Source organism: Aggregatibacter sp. (assembly GCF_057314075.1).
On sequence record NZ_DBHLAR010000004.1, the window covers coordinates 140,555 to 156,052 of the forward strand.

At 42.6% G+C, this 15,498-nt stretch carries 9 protein-coding genes; 7 read left to right on the top strand and 2 right to left on the bottom strand.

The genetic code is table 11. The features are described from left to right. Positions 1–7 precede the first annotated feature (7 nt). Positions 8–1,183: an efflux RND transporter periplasmic adaptor subunit gene (locus tag ACO5E4_RS02430; protein WP_485861957.1), complete on the bottom strand. Its 1,176-nt coding sequence runs from the start codon at positions 1,181–1,183 to the stop codon at positions 8–10. 266 nt (positions 1,184–1,449) lie between these two features. Between ACO5E4_RS02430 and glnS the strand changes: the two genes are divergently transcribed. The 6 genes from glnS to ACO5E4_RS02460 all read left to right on the top strand — a co-directional run bounded on the left by glnS (position 1,450) and on the right by ACO5E4_RS02460 (position 13,750). After that, positions 1,450–3,120: a glutamine--tRNA ligase gene (gene glnS, locus ACO5E4_RS02435; RefSeq protein ID WP_485861958.1), complete on the top strand. Its 1,671-nt coding sequence runs from the start codon at positions 1,450–1,452 to the stop codon at positions 3,118–3,120. Positions 3,121–3,255: 135 nt separating this feature from the next. Beyond that, positions 3,256–5,013 (top strand): ShlB/FhaC/HecB family hemolysin secretion/activation protein, encoded by a 1,758-nt coding sequence (locus ACO5E4_RS02440; protein WP_485861959.1) that lies wholly within the window; start codon positions 3,256–3,258, stop codon positions 5,011–5,013. A gap of 42 nt (positions 5,014–5,055) precedes the next feature. Next, positions 5,056–12,240 (top strand): two-partner secretion domain-containing protein, encoded by a 7,185-nt coding sequence (locus tag ACO5E4_RS02445; protein ID WP_485861960.1) that lies wholly within the window; start codon positions 5,056–5,058, stop codon positions 12,238–12,240. After that, positions 12,237–12,683, top strand: a complete 447-nt coding sequence (locus ACO5E4_RS02450; protein ID WP_485861961.1) for a hypothetical protein — start codon at positions 12,237–12,239, stop codon at positions 12,681–12,683. The genes ACO5E4_RS02445 and ACO5E4_RS02450 overlap by 4 nt, the downstream gene beginning before the upstream one ends. A gap of 142 nt (positions 12,684–12,825) precedes the next feature. After that, positions 12,826–13,521, top strand: coding sequence for a hypothetical protein (locus tag ACO5E4_RS02455; RefSeq protein ID WP_485861962.1), 696 nt, complete (start codon positions 12,826–12,828; stop codon positions 13,519–13,521). Then, positions 13,514–13,750, top strand: coding sequence for a hypothetical protein (locus ACO5E4_RS02460; RefSeq protein WP_485861963.1), 237 nt, complete (start codon positions 13,514–13,516; stop codon positions 13,748–13,750). The genes ACO5E4_RS02455 and ACO5E4_RS02460 overlap by 8 nt, the downstream gene beginning before the upstream one ends. Positions 13,751–14,080: 330 nt before the next feature. Here ACO5E4_RS02460 and lysM read toward each other — a convergent pair whose 3' ends face one another. Further along, the gene (gene lysM, locus ACO5E4_RS02465; protein WP_485861964.1) at positions 14,081–14,524 is read right to left on the bottom strand and encodes a peptidoglycan-binding protein LysM; all 444 of its coding nucleotides are present in this window, start codon (positions 14,522–14,524) and stop codon (positions 14,081–14,083) included. Between the two features lie 137 nt (positions 14,525–14,661). Between lysM and ypfJ the strand changes: the two genes are divergently transcribed. Further along, positions 14,662–15,489 (top strand): KPN_02809 family neutral zinc metallopeptidase, encoded by an 828-nt coding sequence (gene ypfJ, locus ACO5E4_RS02470; protein ID WP_485861965.1) that lies wholly within the window; start codon positions 14,662–14,664, stop codon positions 15,487–15,489. Positions 15,490–15,498 lie beyond the last annotated feature (9 nt).

Here is a 15,498-nt window from a genome sequence, read left to right on the forward strand (position 1 = left end):
CCGCACTTTAGAAGATTCGTGGACCGCGCATATTGCCGACAGCTTCGCCGGCAGCCACTTGTGACACAATGACTTTTTCGCCTTCAGCAACGCCGGATTTAATTTCTGTTTGGTAATCGTTTTGTACGCCGATTTCTACTTCACGTTGTTCCGGTTGGTTGTTGCTGTTCAATACCTTCACAAAGGTTTTGCCGTTTTGTGTTTGAATTGCCATATTCGGCACGGAAAGCACGTTTTGCGCGTTGGCAATTTTGATGTTGTTTTCTGTGGTCATGCCAATGCGCAAAATCTGGTTGGGATTTTCCACGATAATGTTGGCGTAGTAATAAACTGCGCTGTTACTGGTGCTTGACGTTGAGCTTGTGGTGCTGGACGTAGAGCTATTGCTAATCGTCGTTGTCGCCGGATCAACGGATTCAATTTTGGCGTGATAAAGGGTTTTGCTGTCGGACAAAATACTAAATGTCACCTCTTGTCCGGCTTTCACCTTCGTAATATCGCCTTCAGAGATTTCCGGTTTAATGCGCATTTTGCTTAAATCTGCCACTTTGACGATGGTCGGCGTGGTTTGATTGGAGTTTACCGTTTGACCTTCAGAAACCGGCGTAGCAATCACCGTGCCGTCAATCGGTGAGGTGATTTTGGTGTAGCCTACATTGGTTTCCGCGGTATTTACTTCAATTTCGGCTTGTTTGATGTTTTCCTGCACCACATTCATTTCTGCTTTGGCGTTATCTAAGGTCGCTTTTGCGCTGTTTAAGCTGTCCAAGGACGTGCCTTTTTGCGCATACAATTTGGTTAAACGATGGTAATTAGAAAGCGCCACATCATAGGCGGTTTTACGGGCGACAAACTGGGCTTGGTAGCTTGCAAGCGCCGCTTTTCGAGTGTTTAGCGTGTTGATTTGCGTGGTGGAGTCAATTTCCGCAATCATATCGCCTTTTTTCACTTGCTGACCTAAAGCTACATGGAGTTTGGTAACTTTACCGGAAACCTGCGCGCCCACATCAACGGTGTTGACACTTTCAATTGAGCCGGTCGCCACCACGTTTTTTTCAATGTCGCCACGTTGCACGGTTTCCGTTAAATAAGTGGTTTTAGGCGTGGAATTGCCCATAAAAAAATAACCGCCGGTGATCACCGCGGCAGCCAGTGCGGCCATTATCAAATGTTTTTTTGTCATATTTTCTCAAGGGTTAAGGAAACAGTGAAAATAGAATACAGGAGAAAGATTAAGGAAATCTTAATTATTAATGAATGAACGTTCATTTAGTGACGCATTTTAGTGGGAAATTAAATTTTTTGCACGAGAAATTTCAAAAGTCCACGCAAGATTTTGCCTTGTGCTGAAACAAATAACACTGCGATTCCTTAGATAAATTTCAGCTTTCAAGGAAAAATGTGTAGAATAGTGCGGTTATTTTTTTATGCGTTTTAATTGAGAAAATTATGAGTACAGAAACTATCTTAGAAACGACGGAAAATGCCCGTCCGCACAATTTTATTACCCAAATTATTGATGAAGATTTAGCGTCCGGTAAACACCAGCGCGTTCACACCCGTTTCCCGCCTGAGCCAAACGGCTATTTGCACATCGGTCATGCCAAATCTATCTGCTTAAACTTCGGTTTAGCAAAAGAATATAACGGTTTATGTAACCTCCGTTTTGACGACACCAACCCGGTGAAAGAAGATGTGGAATATGTAGATTCTATCAAAGCCGATGTGGAATGGTTAGGTTTCAAATGGGAAGGCGAGCCGCGTTATGCTTCCGATTATTTTGATGCGCTTTATGGCTATGCCATTGAATTGATCAAAAAAGGATTGGCGTATGTGGACGAACTCTCACCGGAAGAAATGCGCGAATATCGCGGCACGTTAACTGAGCCGGGGAAAAACAGCCCGTATCGTGATCGTAGCGTAGAAGAAAACCTCGCGTTATTCGAGCGAATGAAAAACGGTGAATTTGCAGAAGGCACACTGAGTTTGCGTGCGAAAATTGACATGGCGTCGCCGTTTATGGTGATGCGCGACCCGGTGATTTATCGCATTAAATTTGCCACCCACCATCAAACCGGCGACAAATGGTGCATTTATCCAATGTACGATTTTACCCACTGTATTTCGGATGCCATCGAACGCATTACACACTCATTATGTACCCTTGAGTTCCAAGACAACCGCCGTTTATACGACTGGGTGTTGGAAAATATCAGCATTGAGCGCCCATTGCCGCACCAATATGAATTCTCTCGTTTAAATTTAGAAGGCACGCTCACTTCTAAACGTAAATTGTTGAAATTAGTCAATGAAGGCATTGTAGATGGCTGGAACGATCCGCGTATGCCGACCATTTCAGGTTTACGCCGTCGCGGTTATACGCCGGCGTCATTGCGTGAATTCTGTCGCCGTATTGGTGTGACCAAACAAGATAACGTGGTGGAATACAGTGCATTAGAATCTTGCATACGTGATGATTTAAACCAAAATGCGCCGCGTGCTATGGCTGTTATCGATCCTGTTCGTGTGGTGATTGAAAATTTTGAAGGCGAAGAAATGTTAACTGCGCCGAATCACCCGAATCGTCCGGAATTAGGCGAACGCCAATTGCCATTCACCAAAGAAATTTACATCGATCGTGCAGATTTCCGTGAAGAAGCCAACAAACAATATAAACGCTTAGTGTTAGGCAAAGAAGTGCGTTTGCGCAATGCTTATGTGATTAAAGCAGAACGTGTGGAAAAAGATGCCAACGGTGACATCACCACCATTTTCTGTACCTACGATCCGGAAACCTTAGGTAAAAATCCGGCAGATGGTCGCAAAGTGAAAGGCGTAATCCACTGGGTTTCCGCCACACACAACCACCCAGCAGAATTCCGTTTATATGAACGCCTTTTCACCGTGCCAAACCCGGGCGCAGAAGAAAATATCGAAAGCGTGCTAAACCCAACTTCCTTAGTGGTGAAACACGGTTTTGTCGAACAAAGCCTTGGCAATGCGGAAGCAGAAAAAGGCTACCAATTTGAACGTGAAGGCTATTTCTGTGCTGACAGCAAAGACAGCCATCCGGAACATTTGGTGTTTAACTTAACAGTGAGCTTGAAAGAAGGTTTTTAACCCCATCACCGATTAAAAAGTGCGGTCGTTTTTCGTGGTGAATTTCGACCGCACTTTTTTAACTGTTAATGCCAATAGTGATTGGCGTTTAGAAGAAATAGTATTTTTATTCATTATATATGGAACCAATAAAACATGAGATTTGCCTATTTCACTGCTTTTAGTCTTTCTACAGCTATGTTACCTGCGTTTGCTGAACCTAGTTCAATACAGAATGCTACCCAGCAGGCAGTCGATACACGCCAACAACAGCAACAAAATATTTTAAATGCCGAAATTCAATCCCAACAAGTAAAAGCTCCAACGGTTCGCTTGGAAAGTGAAAAGGTACATGCACTTGGATTTCCAAAAAATGAAGAACTCTGTTTTCCTATTCATCAGCTTGTCCTTACCGATTATCAACACACCGTTTCAGAATCTACCTCTTTTTCTCCCAGCTCATTTTCCTGGGCAAAAAGTGCGGTCTATTCTGAGGGTGATTTTGCATTACCGGCCTGTGTTGGTGCTCAAGGAATTAACGTCTTATTACGTCGAATTCAAAATTATTTGATTGAGCAGGGGTATGTGACTACACGGGTGGTTGCAGAACCGCAAGATTTACGTACAGGCGTGCTTAGATTAACGGTGATTCCGGGAAAAGTGGGGCATATCCAATTACAAGATCAAAGTGCTGTTCCTTTTGCGACAAGAAGTATGCTTTGGTTTGCTATGCCGATGGCTGTTGGGGATTTATTGAATGTGCGGGAAATTGAGCAAGGCCTAGAAAACCTTAAGAGAGTACCAAGTGCTGACGCTAATATTGAGCTTCAGCCTGGAGAGGCTTTGGGTGAGACAGATATTGTAGTGGCATATAAACACCGCATTCCATTTCATTTAACCTTAGGGTTAGATGATTCGGGTTCCAAATCGACCGGACGTTTACAGGGCGCTGCTACTTTTTCTTGGGATAACCCGCTTCGCTTAAATGATATGTTTTATGTTAGCGGTACGCGTAGTTTTAAACGACATAGTGATGCAGCTGAGGGAGATTATGGCAGTCATAATCTGAGCTTGTATTATTCCATTCCGTGGAAAAACTATTTGCTGACGCTTTCAGGCTCCCGTTATACCTATCATCAAACCGTTGCGGGTGCTTTTGAGTCTTATGAGTATTCCGGCGAAAGTAAACAAATGAAGCTCAATTTAAGTCGTCTATTGAGCCGTGGCGCACAACATAAAACTTACACGAATATTGCCTTATGGACGAAAAAGTCCCACAACTATATCAATGATACGGAAGTTGAGGTTCAACGTCGTCGTACAGCCGGATGGGAGCTAGGTCTTACGCACACGCACTATGTAGGCGTAGCGACATTTTCTATTTCCGCTAATTACAAACGGGGGACCGGTGCGAATAATGCCCTTCGTGCACCGGAAGAACGATTTAATGAAGGTACCTCAAGAATGCGGATTTTGACCGCCTCCCTTGATTTTAGTTATCCGTTCAACATTGGAAAACAACCTTGGCGCTTTAATACCTATTGGCAAGCGCAATGGAATAAATCACCGCTCGTGCAACAAGACAAATTCAGCATTGGTGGACGCTATACAGTACGTGGGTTTGACGGTGAACTTACTCTTTCAGGAGAGCGCGGTTGGCTTTGGCGCAACGAACTGGCATGGAATGTGATGAACAAAGGACATGAGATTTATCTCGGACTCGACCGAGGCATTGTCCGTTCAAGCAATGAGGAATTACAAGTAGGCAATAGTTTAACCGGTGGTGCATTGGGGATGCGCGGTAATCTTTGGGGACTAAATTATGAATATTTTGTTGGCACACCAATTCGAAAACCGCAAGGTTTCAGAACTAGTCATGTAACAACAGGGTTTAACCTCAGCTATCGTTTTTAAGTATTTTTAAAAATAAGCAGATTTTATTATTAAGGAAACATCATGAATAAAAAACATTACAAAGTAATTTTTAGCCAAGCATTAAATCAACTTGTGGTTGTATCGGAACTTGCCAAATCAAAAGGCAAAGCCACGAGCGAAAATGTTGAAAGTGCAGAGATAAAAACAACGTTAAAAGCTACCGCACTTTCTACTTTATTCGGCACTCTCACACCGGTTCATTTCAGCATTATGTTAGCGTTGGGGTTTGTTTTCGTTTCTCCTGCTGCATTGGCAAATGCGGATATGGCGATTCGCGCAGACAAATCAGCACCAGGCAATCAACAACCAACGGTGTTACAGACGGCGAATGGTTTGCCACAAGTCAACATTCAAACACCAAGTGCAGGCGGTGTGTCGCGTAACCAATATTCGCAATTTGATGTAGCGGAAAAAGGCGCCGTATTAAACAACGCTCGTAAGGCGGTACAAACCCAAACGGCAGGTTGGGTACAAGGCAACCCCAATTTAGCCGCAGGTGAAGCGAAGGTGATTTTAAATGAAGTCAATTCATCCGCTCCGAGTCGGTTAAAGGGCTATGTAGAAGTGGCCGGACAAAAGGCTGATGTTGTGATTGCGAACCCGACTGGTATCCATTGCGATGGTTGTGGTGTCATTAACGCAGGACGCGCCACAATGACCACGGGGAAAGCTAAATTAGAAAATGGTGAGCTCAAAGGGTATGAAGTCAACGGTGGCAAAGTTAAGGTGACCGGCAAGGGCATGGATAACCGCCAGGCGGATTATACCGATATCATTGCAGAAAACGCGCAAATTGATGGCGGTGTGTGGTCGAAAAAAGCCATTAAAGTCACCACGGGTAAAAACAAAGTTGATCGCACGAATGATTCGGTGGTTTATGTAGGTGATAAAAACACTGTTGAAAGCGACCGCACTTTAGAAAACCCTCAAGCTTACAGCGTGGATGTGAGCCAATTGGGCGGCATGTATGCCGAGAAAATTCATTTGGTGGATAATGGCCAAGGTCTCGGTGTACGCAACGCCGGCCACATCGGCGCCTCTGCCGGTGAGGTGAACATTGATAGTCAAGGACGAATTGTGAATAGCGGGCACATTCAAGCTCAACAGGATCTTCATGTTCGCACTCAACAAAGCATCGATAATCAAAAAGGTGGACATCTTTTATCTCATCAAGGCAAGGCAAAAATTGAAAGTCAGCATGAAATTTCGCAATCAGGTGTCATTGGTGGAAAACAAGAAGTTAGCCTATCTGCAAAAGCTTTGACACAAACATCTCAAGGGGAAATTCAAAGCCAGGCAGTGCGTATTAATACTAAAGAGACCGTAAACAATCGAGGATTAATTCAAAGCCGTGGAGAACAAGAACAGCGCGAGCCTGATTTAATTATTAAAGCGGATACAGTGCAAAATACCGGCTCCGGACGTATTTATGGTAACCAAATTGCTATTGGCGCAACGACGATTATCAATGAAGATGAGCTAAACGCAGATGGTATCCGTCAAGATGGGATTATTGCTGCACGGGATACACTCACCTTAGGGGCACAAAAAATCCACAACAAGACAGCAAATTACGTAGCAAGTCAACAAGGTGCCTCGACATTATATGGTGAGAAGGGAGTGACGATTGCCGGCGCGCTTAATGATCAATATCAAGCGGAGGGGCAAGCGGCTCAATTATTAAATGAAAGTGGCACAATTGAATCTTCGTCTGGGGCAATTCGCTTAAATGTTGCTGATGTAGTTAATCGAAATCTACATTTTCGTGCAGAAATTGAAAACCAATCAGATGAGCCGATTTCAGAGAGCTATGTCATTCCGAAAGGCTATAAAACTGAAGAGCGGATTGATTATGCTTTATTAAAATGGATTCCATTTAGTCGTGCAGGGAAATTGGCATTTCGTCAAGACGGTGCAAAGGCGCTAGAAGAAGGAGAGGAAATTCGTGCAGATCGACTATTACCGACAGTTAACGAATATCAGTGTCAAGATTATACCAATGAAGCCAGTTGCCGCTTAAAACCGGAATCCGTATATGGGCCACAGAATCCGGCATGGGCTTATTTCGGCATTCAAGCACCAACGGAGATGCCGGCAGGTTTAACGGATATTGAAATGCCTGAAGAACCGATCAAACCAACAGAAGTTGAAAAACCAAGAAAAAACAGAAGAGAAAAACCGGAAAGCTATGCTGCCCGTTTGGCGGATTATGAGAAAGCTGTTGCTGATTACAACATTGCGTTAGCCAATTATGAAAAAGAAAAAGTAACTTATGAAACACGTTTAAATGATTATCAGCAGGCAATTGCACCATTTAAACGTTGGATTGATGCTAATGAACAGGCGTTTAATGCTTTGCAAAGTAAAATTGCCGAACATAATCAACGTTTATTGGGTAAAACCTTTAGCCATTTTTGGATAACCAAACTTAATCAACGAGTCATTGATGAAAGCGTTGTAAAAACCACGTTACCAGGCCAAATTTTGGCCGGCGGAGATATTGTTATCAATGGTGCACAAGTACTCAATGATCGAAGCCAGATGATATCCGGCGGACGTTTAAGCTTAAATGGTGATGTACGCAATGAAGATGAAACCGGCTATCACGTATTAAATGAATACGGCACATCACAATGGACGGCAGATCGCTGGCGTGGCGGGGTTAAACGCTATTTCCAGCGGGATTGGGGTTCAGTCAATGCTTATAACAACCATGTGACAACAGAATTTAAAATGGGGGTGGCACAAAGTAAGGAACAGGTGGATTATCGAAATAATTCGTCCACCCATCCGTCCCAAAGCCAAGCCTTAATGACAAAAGCGAATGAGGTGTTATTGCCAAGTTCTTCGTTATACCGACTCAATCCGGAAACAGAGGGCGCATTAATCGAAACAGATCCGGCATTTACTGATCGCAAAAAATGGCTTAACAGTGACTACATGTTCAGCGCATTACGTAGCGATCCGCAAAATGTCCTTAAACGCCTTGGTGACGGTTATTATGAGCAGCATTTAGTGCGCGACCAAATCAATCAACTTACCGGTAAAATGTTTTTAGGCGAATTCAAAGATTTGGAAAGTCAATATAAGGCATTAATGGATAACGGTATTACGTTTGCAAAAAAATTCAATCTTACGCCGGGTGTCGCATTGTCAGCTGCTCAAGTGGCACAACTAACGTCGGATATCGTATGGTTTGAAGAAAAAACAGTGACTTTACCAAGTGGTAAACAAGTTAACGTCATGGCGCCACGTGTATATGCCATGGTTCAACCGGGCGATATCAATGGAAAGGGAAGTTTGCTTTCAGGGGAAGAGATTGATTTACACGGTAATCAGGTTGTTAACAGCGGAACTATTGTCGGACGAAAACTCGCTTTGTTAAATGCGGAAAGCTTATTTAATGAAGGCGTCATTCAAGGTGAACAAGTCGGTATCCAAACAAAAGGCAATTTTGACAACATCGGCGGTACTGTAGAAGCCGAAAAAACGCTTGTGGCAAATGTAGGCGGTAATTTAACTCATAGAAGTACGACAGCCACAAATGAAATCGCGTTATCCGGTTTTCAACGCGAGCAAACCACGCTTGCACGTAAAGCATTGTTCCATGTGAAGGGGGAAGACGGCACATTACATCTTTCTTCCAATAAATTGGAGGCACAGGGCGCAGATATTATCAATGAAGGTAAAGGCACCACGCTGGTTCAAGCTAAAACGGCTTTAAATCTGACCGCACTTTCGGTGGGGTATGATGAAAAGATGGGGGGAGGCAATGACTCTCGCCGCGAGAAAATAGAAAAGGCAGTGGTGAGCCATATCAAAGGCAAGGGGGATGTCACAGTTGCGGCGAAAGACCTCTTGTCGGAAGGGGCCCGACTTGAAAGTGCCGAAAAACTCACCGCGATTGCAGAAAACGATTTGGTTTTGAATGGAGCAAAAGAAAGCTCTGATTTTGAGGAGTTCCATCAAACGAAAAGCGGCAGTTTAGCGAAGACCACAAAGACAAGCTTAGACAAAGCACAATTAGACAGTCATGTAGGCACGCAACTTAGTGGAAAAGATATTTTGTTAAGTGCAGGCAAAGATGTGAAAGCCAAAGGACTGCAGGGCATTGCCGATAAAAACCTAAGTATTCAAGCGGGAGAGGATGTTGTTCTAGCGGCGGACACCAATCGATTCAAAGAAGTGCATCAACAAACGAAGAAGACGTCGGGTGTGTTTACGAGTGGCGGAGGCATCACCTTTGGTTCGAAATCAGAAAAACATCATGTTGAATCGGAAGGTTGGACGCAATCGGATGCGCGAAGCACCTTGGGGGCAATGGATGGCAATGTAAAAATCAGTGCCGGCAATCATGCTCAAGTGATGGGCACGGACATGATAACACCGAAAACGAATCGTATAGATATTGAAGGCGCGAGCGTGAAGGTTGAGGCGGGGAAAGATATTATCCATTCTAATGAGCGCCATGAGTATAAACAATCCGGCGTAAATTTGGCGGTAAGTACACCGGTAACCGACATGGCGCAAGCTGTCTATCACAGTGTAAAACGCGCACAACAAGTCAGTAATCCAAAACTCAAAGCCCTTTATGGCATAAAAGCGGCAGAGGAAGTTGCAATGGCGGCACAAAATGTCGGTAAGGTAGCAGAGACGTTAGATGCATTGCGGGCAGGGAATATGCAACAAAACGGAACCACGTCCAGCCCGAGTGTCAAAATTAGTATTGGTTATGGTAGCCAAAAACAAACGCAAACCAGTGAAAGCCAAAGTATTCAACATCAGAAATCAACTATCAATACAGGAATACTAGATATTAAAGCCCGTGGTGAAAAAGTCATTTTTGAAGGCGTGGATGCAAATGCTAAGCTAATGGCCCTTTCCGGCAAGCAGGGGATTGACATCAAAGGGGTGAAAGACGAAGAGCATCAGCGTACGGAGAATAAATCGTCCGGCGGTAGTGTCGGTGTTTTTGTGGGTACCAACGGTAATAGTTACGGATTGGGGATAGAGGGTTCGGTGAATGTAGCGAAGGGCAAGTCGAACTCGGATAGCGAACGTTGGCAAAACAGCCATCTAACGGCAGATAAAATCATCACGAACAGTGAGGAAGGCGACTTAACCCTTGATGCGGCGAATCTTAAAGCAAAACGTTGGGAAGCGGATATTCAAAATCTGACAATAACGAGCCGTCAAGATACGGAAAAATACGAATCGAAACAAACGAGTGCGAGTGCAAGCGGCTCGGTGGCGTATGGTTCGGGCGGTGGTGCATCGGTGAGTGCGTCTTACAACAAGGCAAAAGTGGATTATGCGCAAGTCAATGAACAAGCCGGGATTCGTGTCGGAGAGGATGGCATGGATGCCAACATCCACAACCATGCTCAACTGAACGCCGCTATCATCGAAAGTGGTGCCGATGAAAGTAAAAACCGCTTTAAAACAAAATCGCTGACACATACCGATATTGAAAACCGCAGTGAGATAAAAACCGAAAGTGCGAGCATCAGTGCGGGCACGGGAGGCATTAACCCGATGCAGGCGCTTAGCAGTGCGTTGAGCTTATTAGGTAACACGAATGAAAGAGAGCGAAGCACCACCAAATCAGCTATTAGTGGCAACATTCAGATAGAGACCGAAACACCGGAAAATCTGACCGCACTTTCACGGGATACGAAGAATGCGAATCAACGAGTTGAAAAGCAAGATTTACAAAAAGTGCAAGAACGCCAAGAAATGGCGAAAGTGATAGGCGACATCACGAACAACGCGATAAGCATCGCCACGTATAATGAGCGAGAGAAAATCAACAAGCTAGGGCTTGAGAAGTTTAAGCTGGAAGAGCAAGAAAAAGCCTTGAAGGGACAAGCCGGTAATGAACAACAGCTTGCCGCCATTAAGCAACAACTGACAAGTATTCAAGCCGAAATCACGAAAACTCAAGGTGAAATCGACCGCACTTACGGCATAGGTAGTGAAAAAGGGATGGCGATTCGAGCGGTGACGGCGGCATTACAAGCGGCGGCACAAAATGATACCGCAGGTAGTCTTGTCGCACTGGCTTCGCCTTATCTCAATCAAAAAATCCATGAGATGACGGCAGGCGACACGGCAAAAGACAAAGCTGCGAATCTGATGGCGCATGCCCTTCTTTCCGCAGTGGAGTTCCAAGTGACAGGCAAAGACCCATTGACGGGCGCAATTGCTGGGGTAACAGGTGAGGCAACCGCTGAAATCATCGCGAGAGCTTATGGCAAACCGGTCAGTGAATTAACGGCAAATGAGAAGGAAAACATTAGCACGTTAAGTCAACTGGCAGGTGGACTGGCTTCGGCATTGACGGCGAAGGCGAATGGCACCACAGCAGAACAAGGGGGTAATTTGCTTGCTGCAACCTCTGGGGCAGAGACGGCTAAAAGGGCGGTGGAGAATAATTTTTCTTTAGAATCAGTAATAAATAATCCACAGGAGGATTGGGGAGCTAGTGCGAAAGCACAAGAAAAAATTAGTGAAACAGAAAAAAAAGCAATTGAACAATTTGCAAAAAGTCATCCTAAATTGATTAATAACTTGAAAGCAACGGGAGATGTTGCCTCTTTTCTAGCTGATTTTACCCCTGTTTTAGGTGATGCGAAATCATTTGCTGAAGCAGAGGATGCTATAGATTATGCTTTAGCTACAGTGGGAGTGGTGTTTCCTCCACTAAAATCTTTTAAGAAAGTCAACCAGATGGCTAGGACTGCAGAAAAAGCAGGAAATGCGACGGATGTTCTTAAGTATCAAAAAGAGGCTATTAAACAATTTGAAAATGTTAAAGCTCTTGATGTTAATAGCTATAAAAATTTAAAGCAACGCTCAATTGTTGGAGATAATCTTGATTTAGATCACATTCCATCATTTGCTGCTTTGAAGAAGGAAAAAGAGAATAAGTTGGGGCGAAAATTATCACCTATTGAGGAAAAAACATTAAGAGATGAGGCTACAGCAATAGCTGTACCAAAAGATACACATATTAATAGTAGAACATATGGAGGAAAAAATACAAAAACTCAAATAGTTAACGATGCTAGTAATTTATGCTACGCACAAGAGTGTGATATTAATCATATGAGAAAATCTTTAATAGATAAAGGTTATGATTCTTTGGCGGTTGAAGATGCAATAAATGAAATTATTATAAGAAATAAAAGTAGAGGAATTAAATGAAAAAATTTGTGGGTGATATAAATATTTTTTTAAATGCTTTGGGTGAAAAACAAGGTAGTAACTTAATATTAAAAGCTATTTCTATTGTGGCTACGGATTTTGAAGTGGAGTATTTTGAATGCGATAATATTCAACATACTTATTTTCACTTTTTTAAAAGAGGAGTCGATTTTGTTTTTTCTAAAAATAATGATGGTGAGTTTTTGGAATCTATATTTTTTTATGTAAATAAATATAACAATGAGTATTATGAGTACCCTTTTTTAGAACAGCTTTTTTTTGATTTAGATAATAAATTTACTCAAAATGATCTAATTGTGAAATTTGGAAAGCCTGAAGCTTATTCTGATAATTGGATTAGGTATAGTATTAATAATAAGTATGTTCATTTTGAATTTAATGAGTTAAAGGAGCTTTCTCAAATAACATTGTTTATTAAATGAGGTACCCCAGATAGTGCGCATTTCCTAACGCGTGCTTATATCTATCTAAGAATAAACAAACTAAAGTTGTGAATGAAAATAGTATAAATCTGAATTAAATGAAATTGATGTTATGGGCGCGCGTTAGGAAACGCGCGCCATCGTGGGGGTCGTTGTTGTCTATAATCGACCAACAGGTAATATTATTTCGGAAATGCTTTATGCTGCTTATGATAAAACGAATGATTTATTGGGAGGCAGATTGCCATTAACCACTGCAGAGAAAGCAAATGTTAAGTTGTACAATTATGCAAAACAAAATGGTTATCAAATTGATCTGAGTAATCATAGTCGAGGTGGTTTAACTGCAAGTGTGGCACTTCAATATGCAAATAGAAATGGCTTAACGAACATTCCAATTAGAGAGTCTCGTTTTTTTGGCACAGCAACGAATGTACAAAGTTACAAGAATAACCTAGTTGAAAACAATGGTGGTTATATTTATAAAGATAAAAATGGAATTTGGCAATCGAGTAATGGAACAGAAGTTAAGTCTGCCGTTCATAAATCTGACTTTGTAGGCAATAAATGGAATTTAGGTTTGACAGGTTTTAATGATACAACCGGTGGAGCATGTTTATTATGTTACTCTCATAGTAGTTATTATGCTGAGATTCCTAGTGAAAAGCTCGTGGATGATAATGGGAACCCTATAGATTTAAGAGGAATAATAGTTCCTGAATCTAATCAAGCCAAAAATAAATATTTGAAAGATTTCAAAAATATTTGGGGGAGTGCGGATATTAATCTTTCTCTACCTAAAGTAATAACATATTCAGGAGATAAAAAACATGAGTAAGATAAATCTATATATCTTTTTGGTTTGTAGTATTTTGACAGCATGTGTTTCTTCTAATAGTTATTTTGTTCGGTTCTGGAATGGTGATGTTATATCTGATATGACTCCTGAGGAGGAGAAAAAATTTGATCTATGTTATGAGAAAACTAAAAATTTACCAAGAGGAACTGCTGAGGAAAGGGGAAAAGCAAGTCTTGCTACATTAAAATGCATGGACGATAAAAAGTAAAATAAGAGCATGCTATCAAAAGTTATAGTCCCTAGATAGCGCGCGTCTCCTGACGCGTGCTTGAATCTAACTAAAATAGACAAACCGAATAAAGTTGTTAATGAAAATAGTGAGGACCTGAATCAACTGAAACGGATGTTTTGGGCACGCGTTAGGAAACACGCGCCATCGTGCATAGCATCTTTTGCGGCTACCTTAAAATTAGTTTAATGTTTTCCATAAAAAATCTGCACGTGAATTAATCGTTTATGGTGTTGACATATTCACGTGCAGATGATGTTTAATTTAGACGCGAAGTGCGGTCGTTTATCGAAACGTTTTTAAATAACACTATAAGCTTTTCGGTAAACGAATTTTTTGGCCCGGGAAGATTTTATCTGCGTCTTTAATCACTTCTTTATTTGCTGTCACGATTGCCGTGTATTTACTTCCATTGCCGTAATGTTTTTCAGCAATTTTCCAAAGGGTATCGCCTTTTTGGATGACATAAAATTCATCATCGCCGGCAAGGGTTTCGCCGTTTTTTACCGTCACGTCATCAATATTGACATTGCTAATACCGATGATGTTACCCGCCATTAATACCGCTTTTTCTAAAGCACCGGCAGAGCTGGCGACGCCCGAAATTTTCGCTACGCCGTTTTCGACTTTCACCGCCACATCCGCAACGCCCGGGTTGTCTTCGTTAATGTGTTGGGTTACTGCGGCGGAAGCCTCTTCTTCTTTACTAAAAATTTTTTTGCCGATATCGCCGACAAAATCAAATAATCCCATTTTCATCTCCTTGTTGATTCATTAAGAGAGCCACAACATACCCAATTCAGCCATATAAGTCTAGGAATAAAATGTTAGGTGGGAAAAAGGGTTCTAGATTAGAATAGCGCGAATTTAACTTAAAGATAGGAAAGCTTATGCGTTGGCAAGGTCGTAGAGAAAGTTCAAATGTGGAAGATAGACGCTCCTCGGGCGGTGGTTTCGGTGGCGGAAAACCGACCGGTATTTTGGGGCTGATCATTATTTTGGTCGGCGCTTATTATGGCGTGGATTTATCGGGCTTAGTTGGTGAGATGGAGGTGGGCACTACGCAAAGTTCACCTTTGCAATCACAGCAAGAAGACCAATTATTTAAACTCTCCAAAGTGGTATTAGGCGACACAGAGGAAGTGTGGTCCACATACTTTTCCAAAAATAACCGACAATATGTAGAACCTCGCATGGTTATCTACAACGGCGTAACCCCGACGGCGTGCGGCACGGGGCAATCTGCCATGGGGCCATTTTATTGTCCGAATGATCAGCGGGTCTATTTGGATTTATCGTTTTATAACGACATGAAAAATAAACTGGGTGCAGCCGGCGAATCTGCGTTTGCTTATGTGATTGCCCATGAAGTGGGGCATCATGTACAGAATTTATTCGGCACGTTGACACAAGTGCATCGTCTGCAAAGTCGTTCATCCCGTGCAGAAGCAAATCAACTTTCCGTGAAATTGGAACTTCAGGCGGATTGCTATGCCGGTGTGTGGGCATCACAAGCGGTAAAAAGCGGTTTATTTGAACGTGGCGATATTGAAAAAGCGTTTAATGCAGCGGAATCGGTAGGCGATGATCTTTTGCAAAAACGCAGCCAAGGTTATGTGGTTCCTGATAGTTTCACCCATGGCACTTCAGCCCAGCGTTTGCAATGGTTTAAAGTGGGGCTAACCAGCGGCAATCCGGCACAATGTAATCCCTTTTAGCGGTTGGCA

What these genes read in the sequence shown, in the direction of transcription:
- ACO5E4_RS02430 (WP_485861957.1), bottom strand. Translation starts at nt 1,183, where the DNA reads ATGACAAAAAAACATTTGATAATGGCCGCACTGGCTGCCGCGGTGATC.
- glnS (WP_485861958.1), top strand. Translation starts at nt 1,450, where the DNA reads ATGAGTACAGAAACTATCTTAGAAACGACGGAAAATGCCCGTCCGCAC.
- ACO5E4_RS02440 (WP_485861959.1), top strand. Translation starts at nt 3,256, where the DNA reads ATGAGATTTGCCTATTTCACTGCTTTTAGTCTTTCTACAGCTATGTTA.
- ACO5E4_RS02445 (WP_485861960.1), top strand. Translation starts at nt 5,056, where the DNA reads ATGAATAAAAAACATTACAAAGTAATTTTTAGCCAAGCATTAAATCAA.
- ACO5E4_RS02450 (WP_485861961.1), top strand. Translation starts at nt 12,237, where the DNA reads ATGAAAAAATTTGTGGGTGATATAAATATTTTTTTAAATGCTTTGGGT.
- ACO5E4_RS02460 (WP_485861963.1), top strand. Translation starts at nt 13,514, where the DNA reads ATGAGTAAGATAAATCTATATATCTTTTTGGTTTGTAGTATTTTGACA.
- lysM (WP_485861964.1), bottom strand. Translation starts at nt 14,524, where the DNA reads ATGGGATTATTTGATTTTGTCGGCGATATCGGCAAAAAAATTTTTAGT.
- ypfJ (WP_485861965.1), top strand. Translation starts at nt 14,662, where the DNA reads ATGCGTTGGCAAGGTCGTAGAGAAAGTTCAAATGTGGAAGATAGACGC.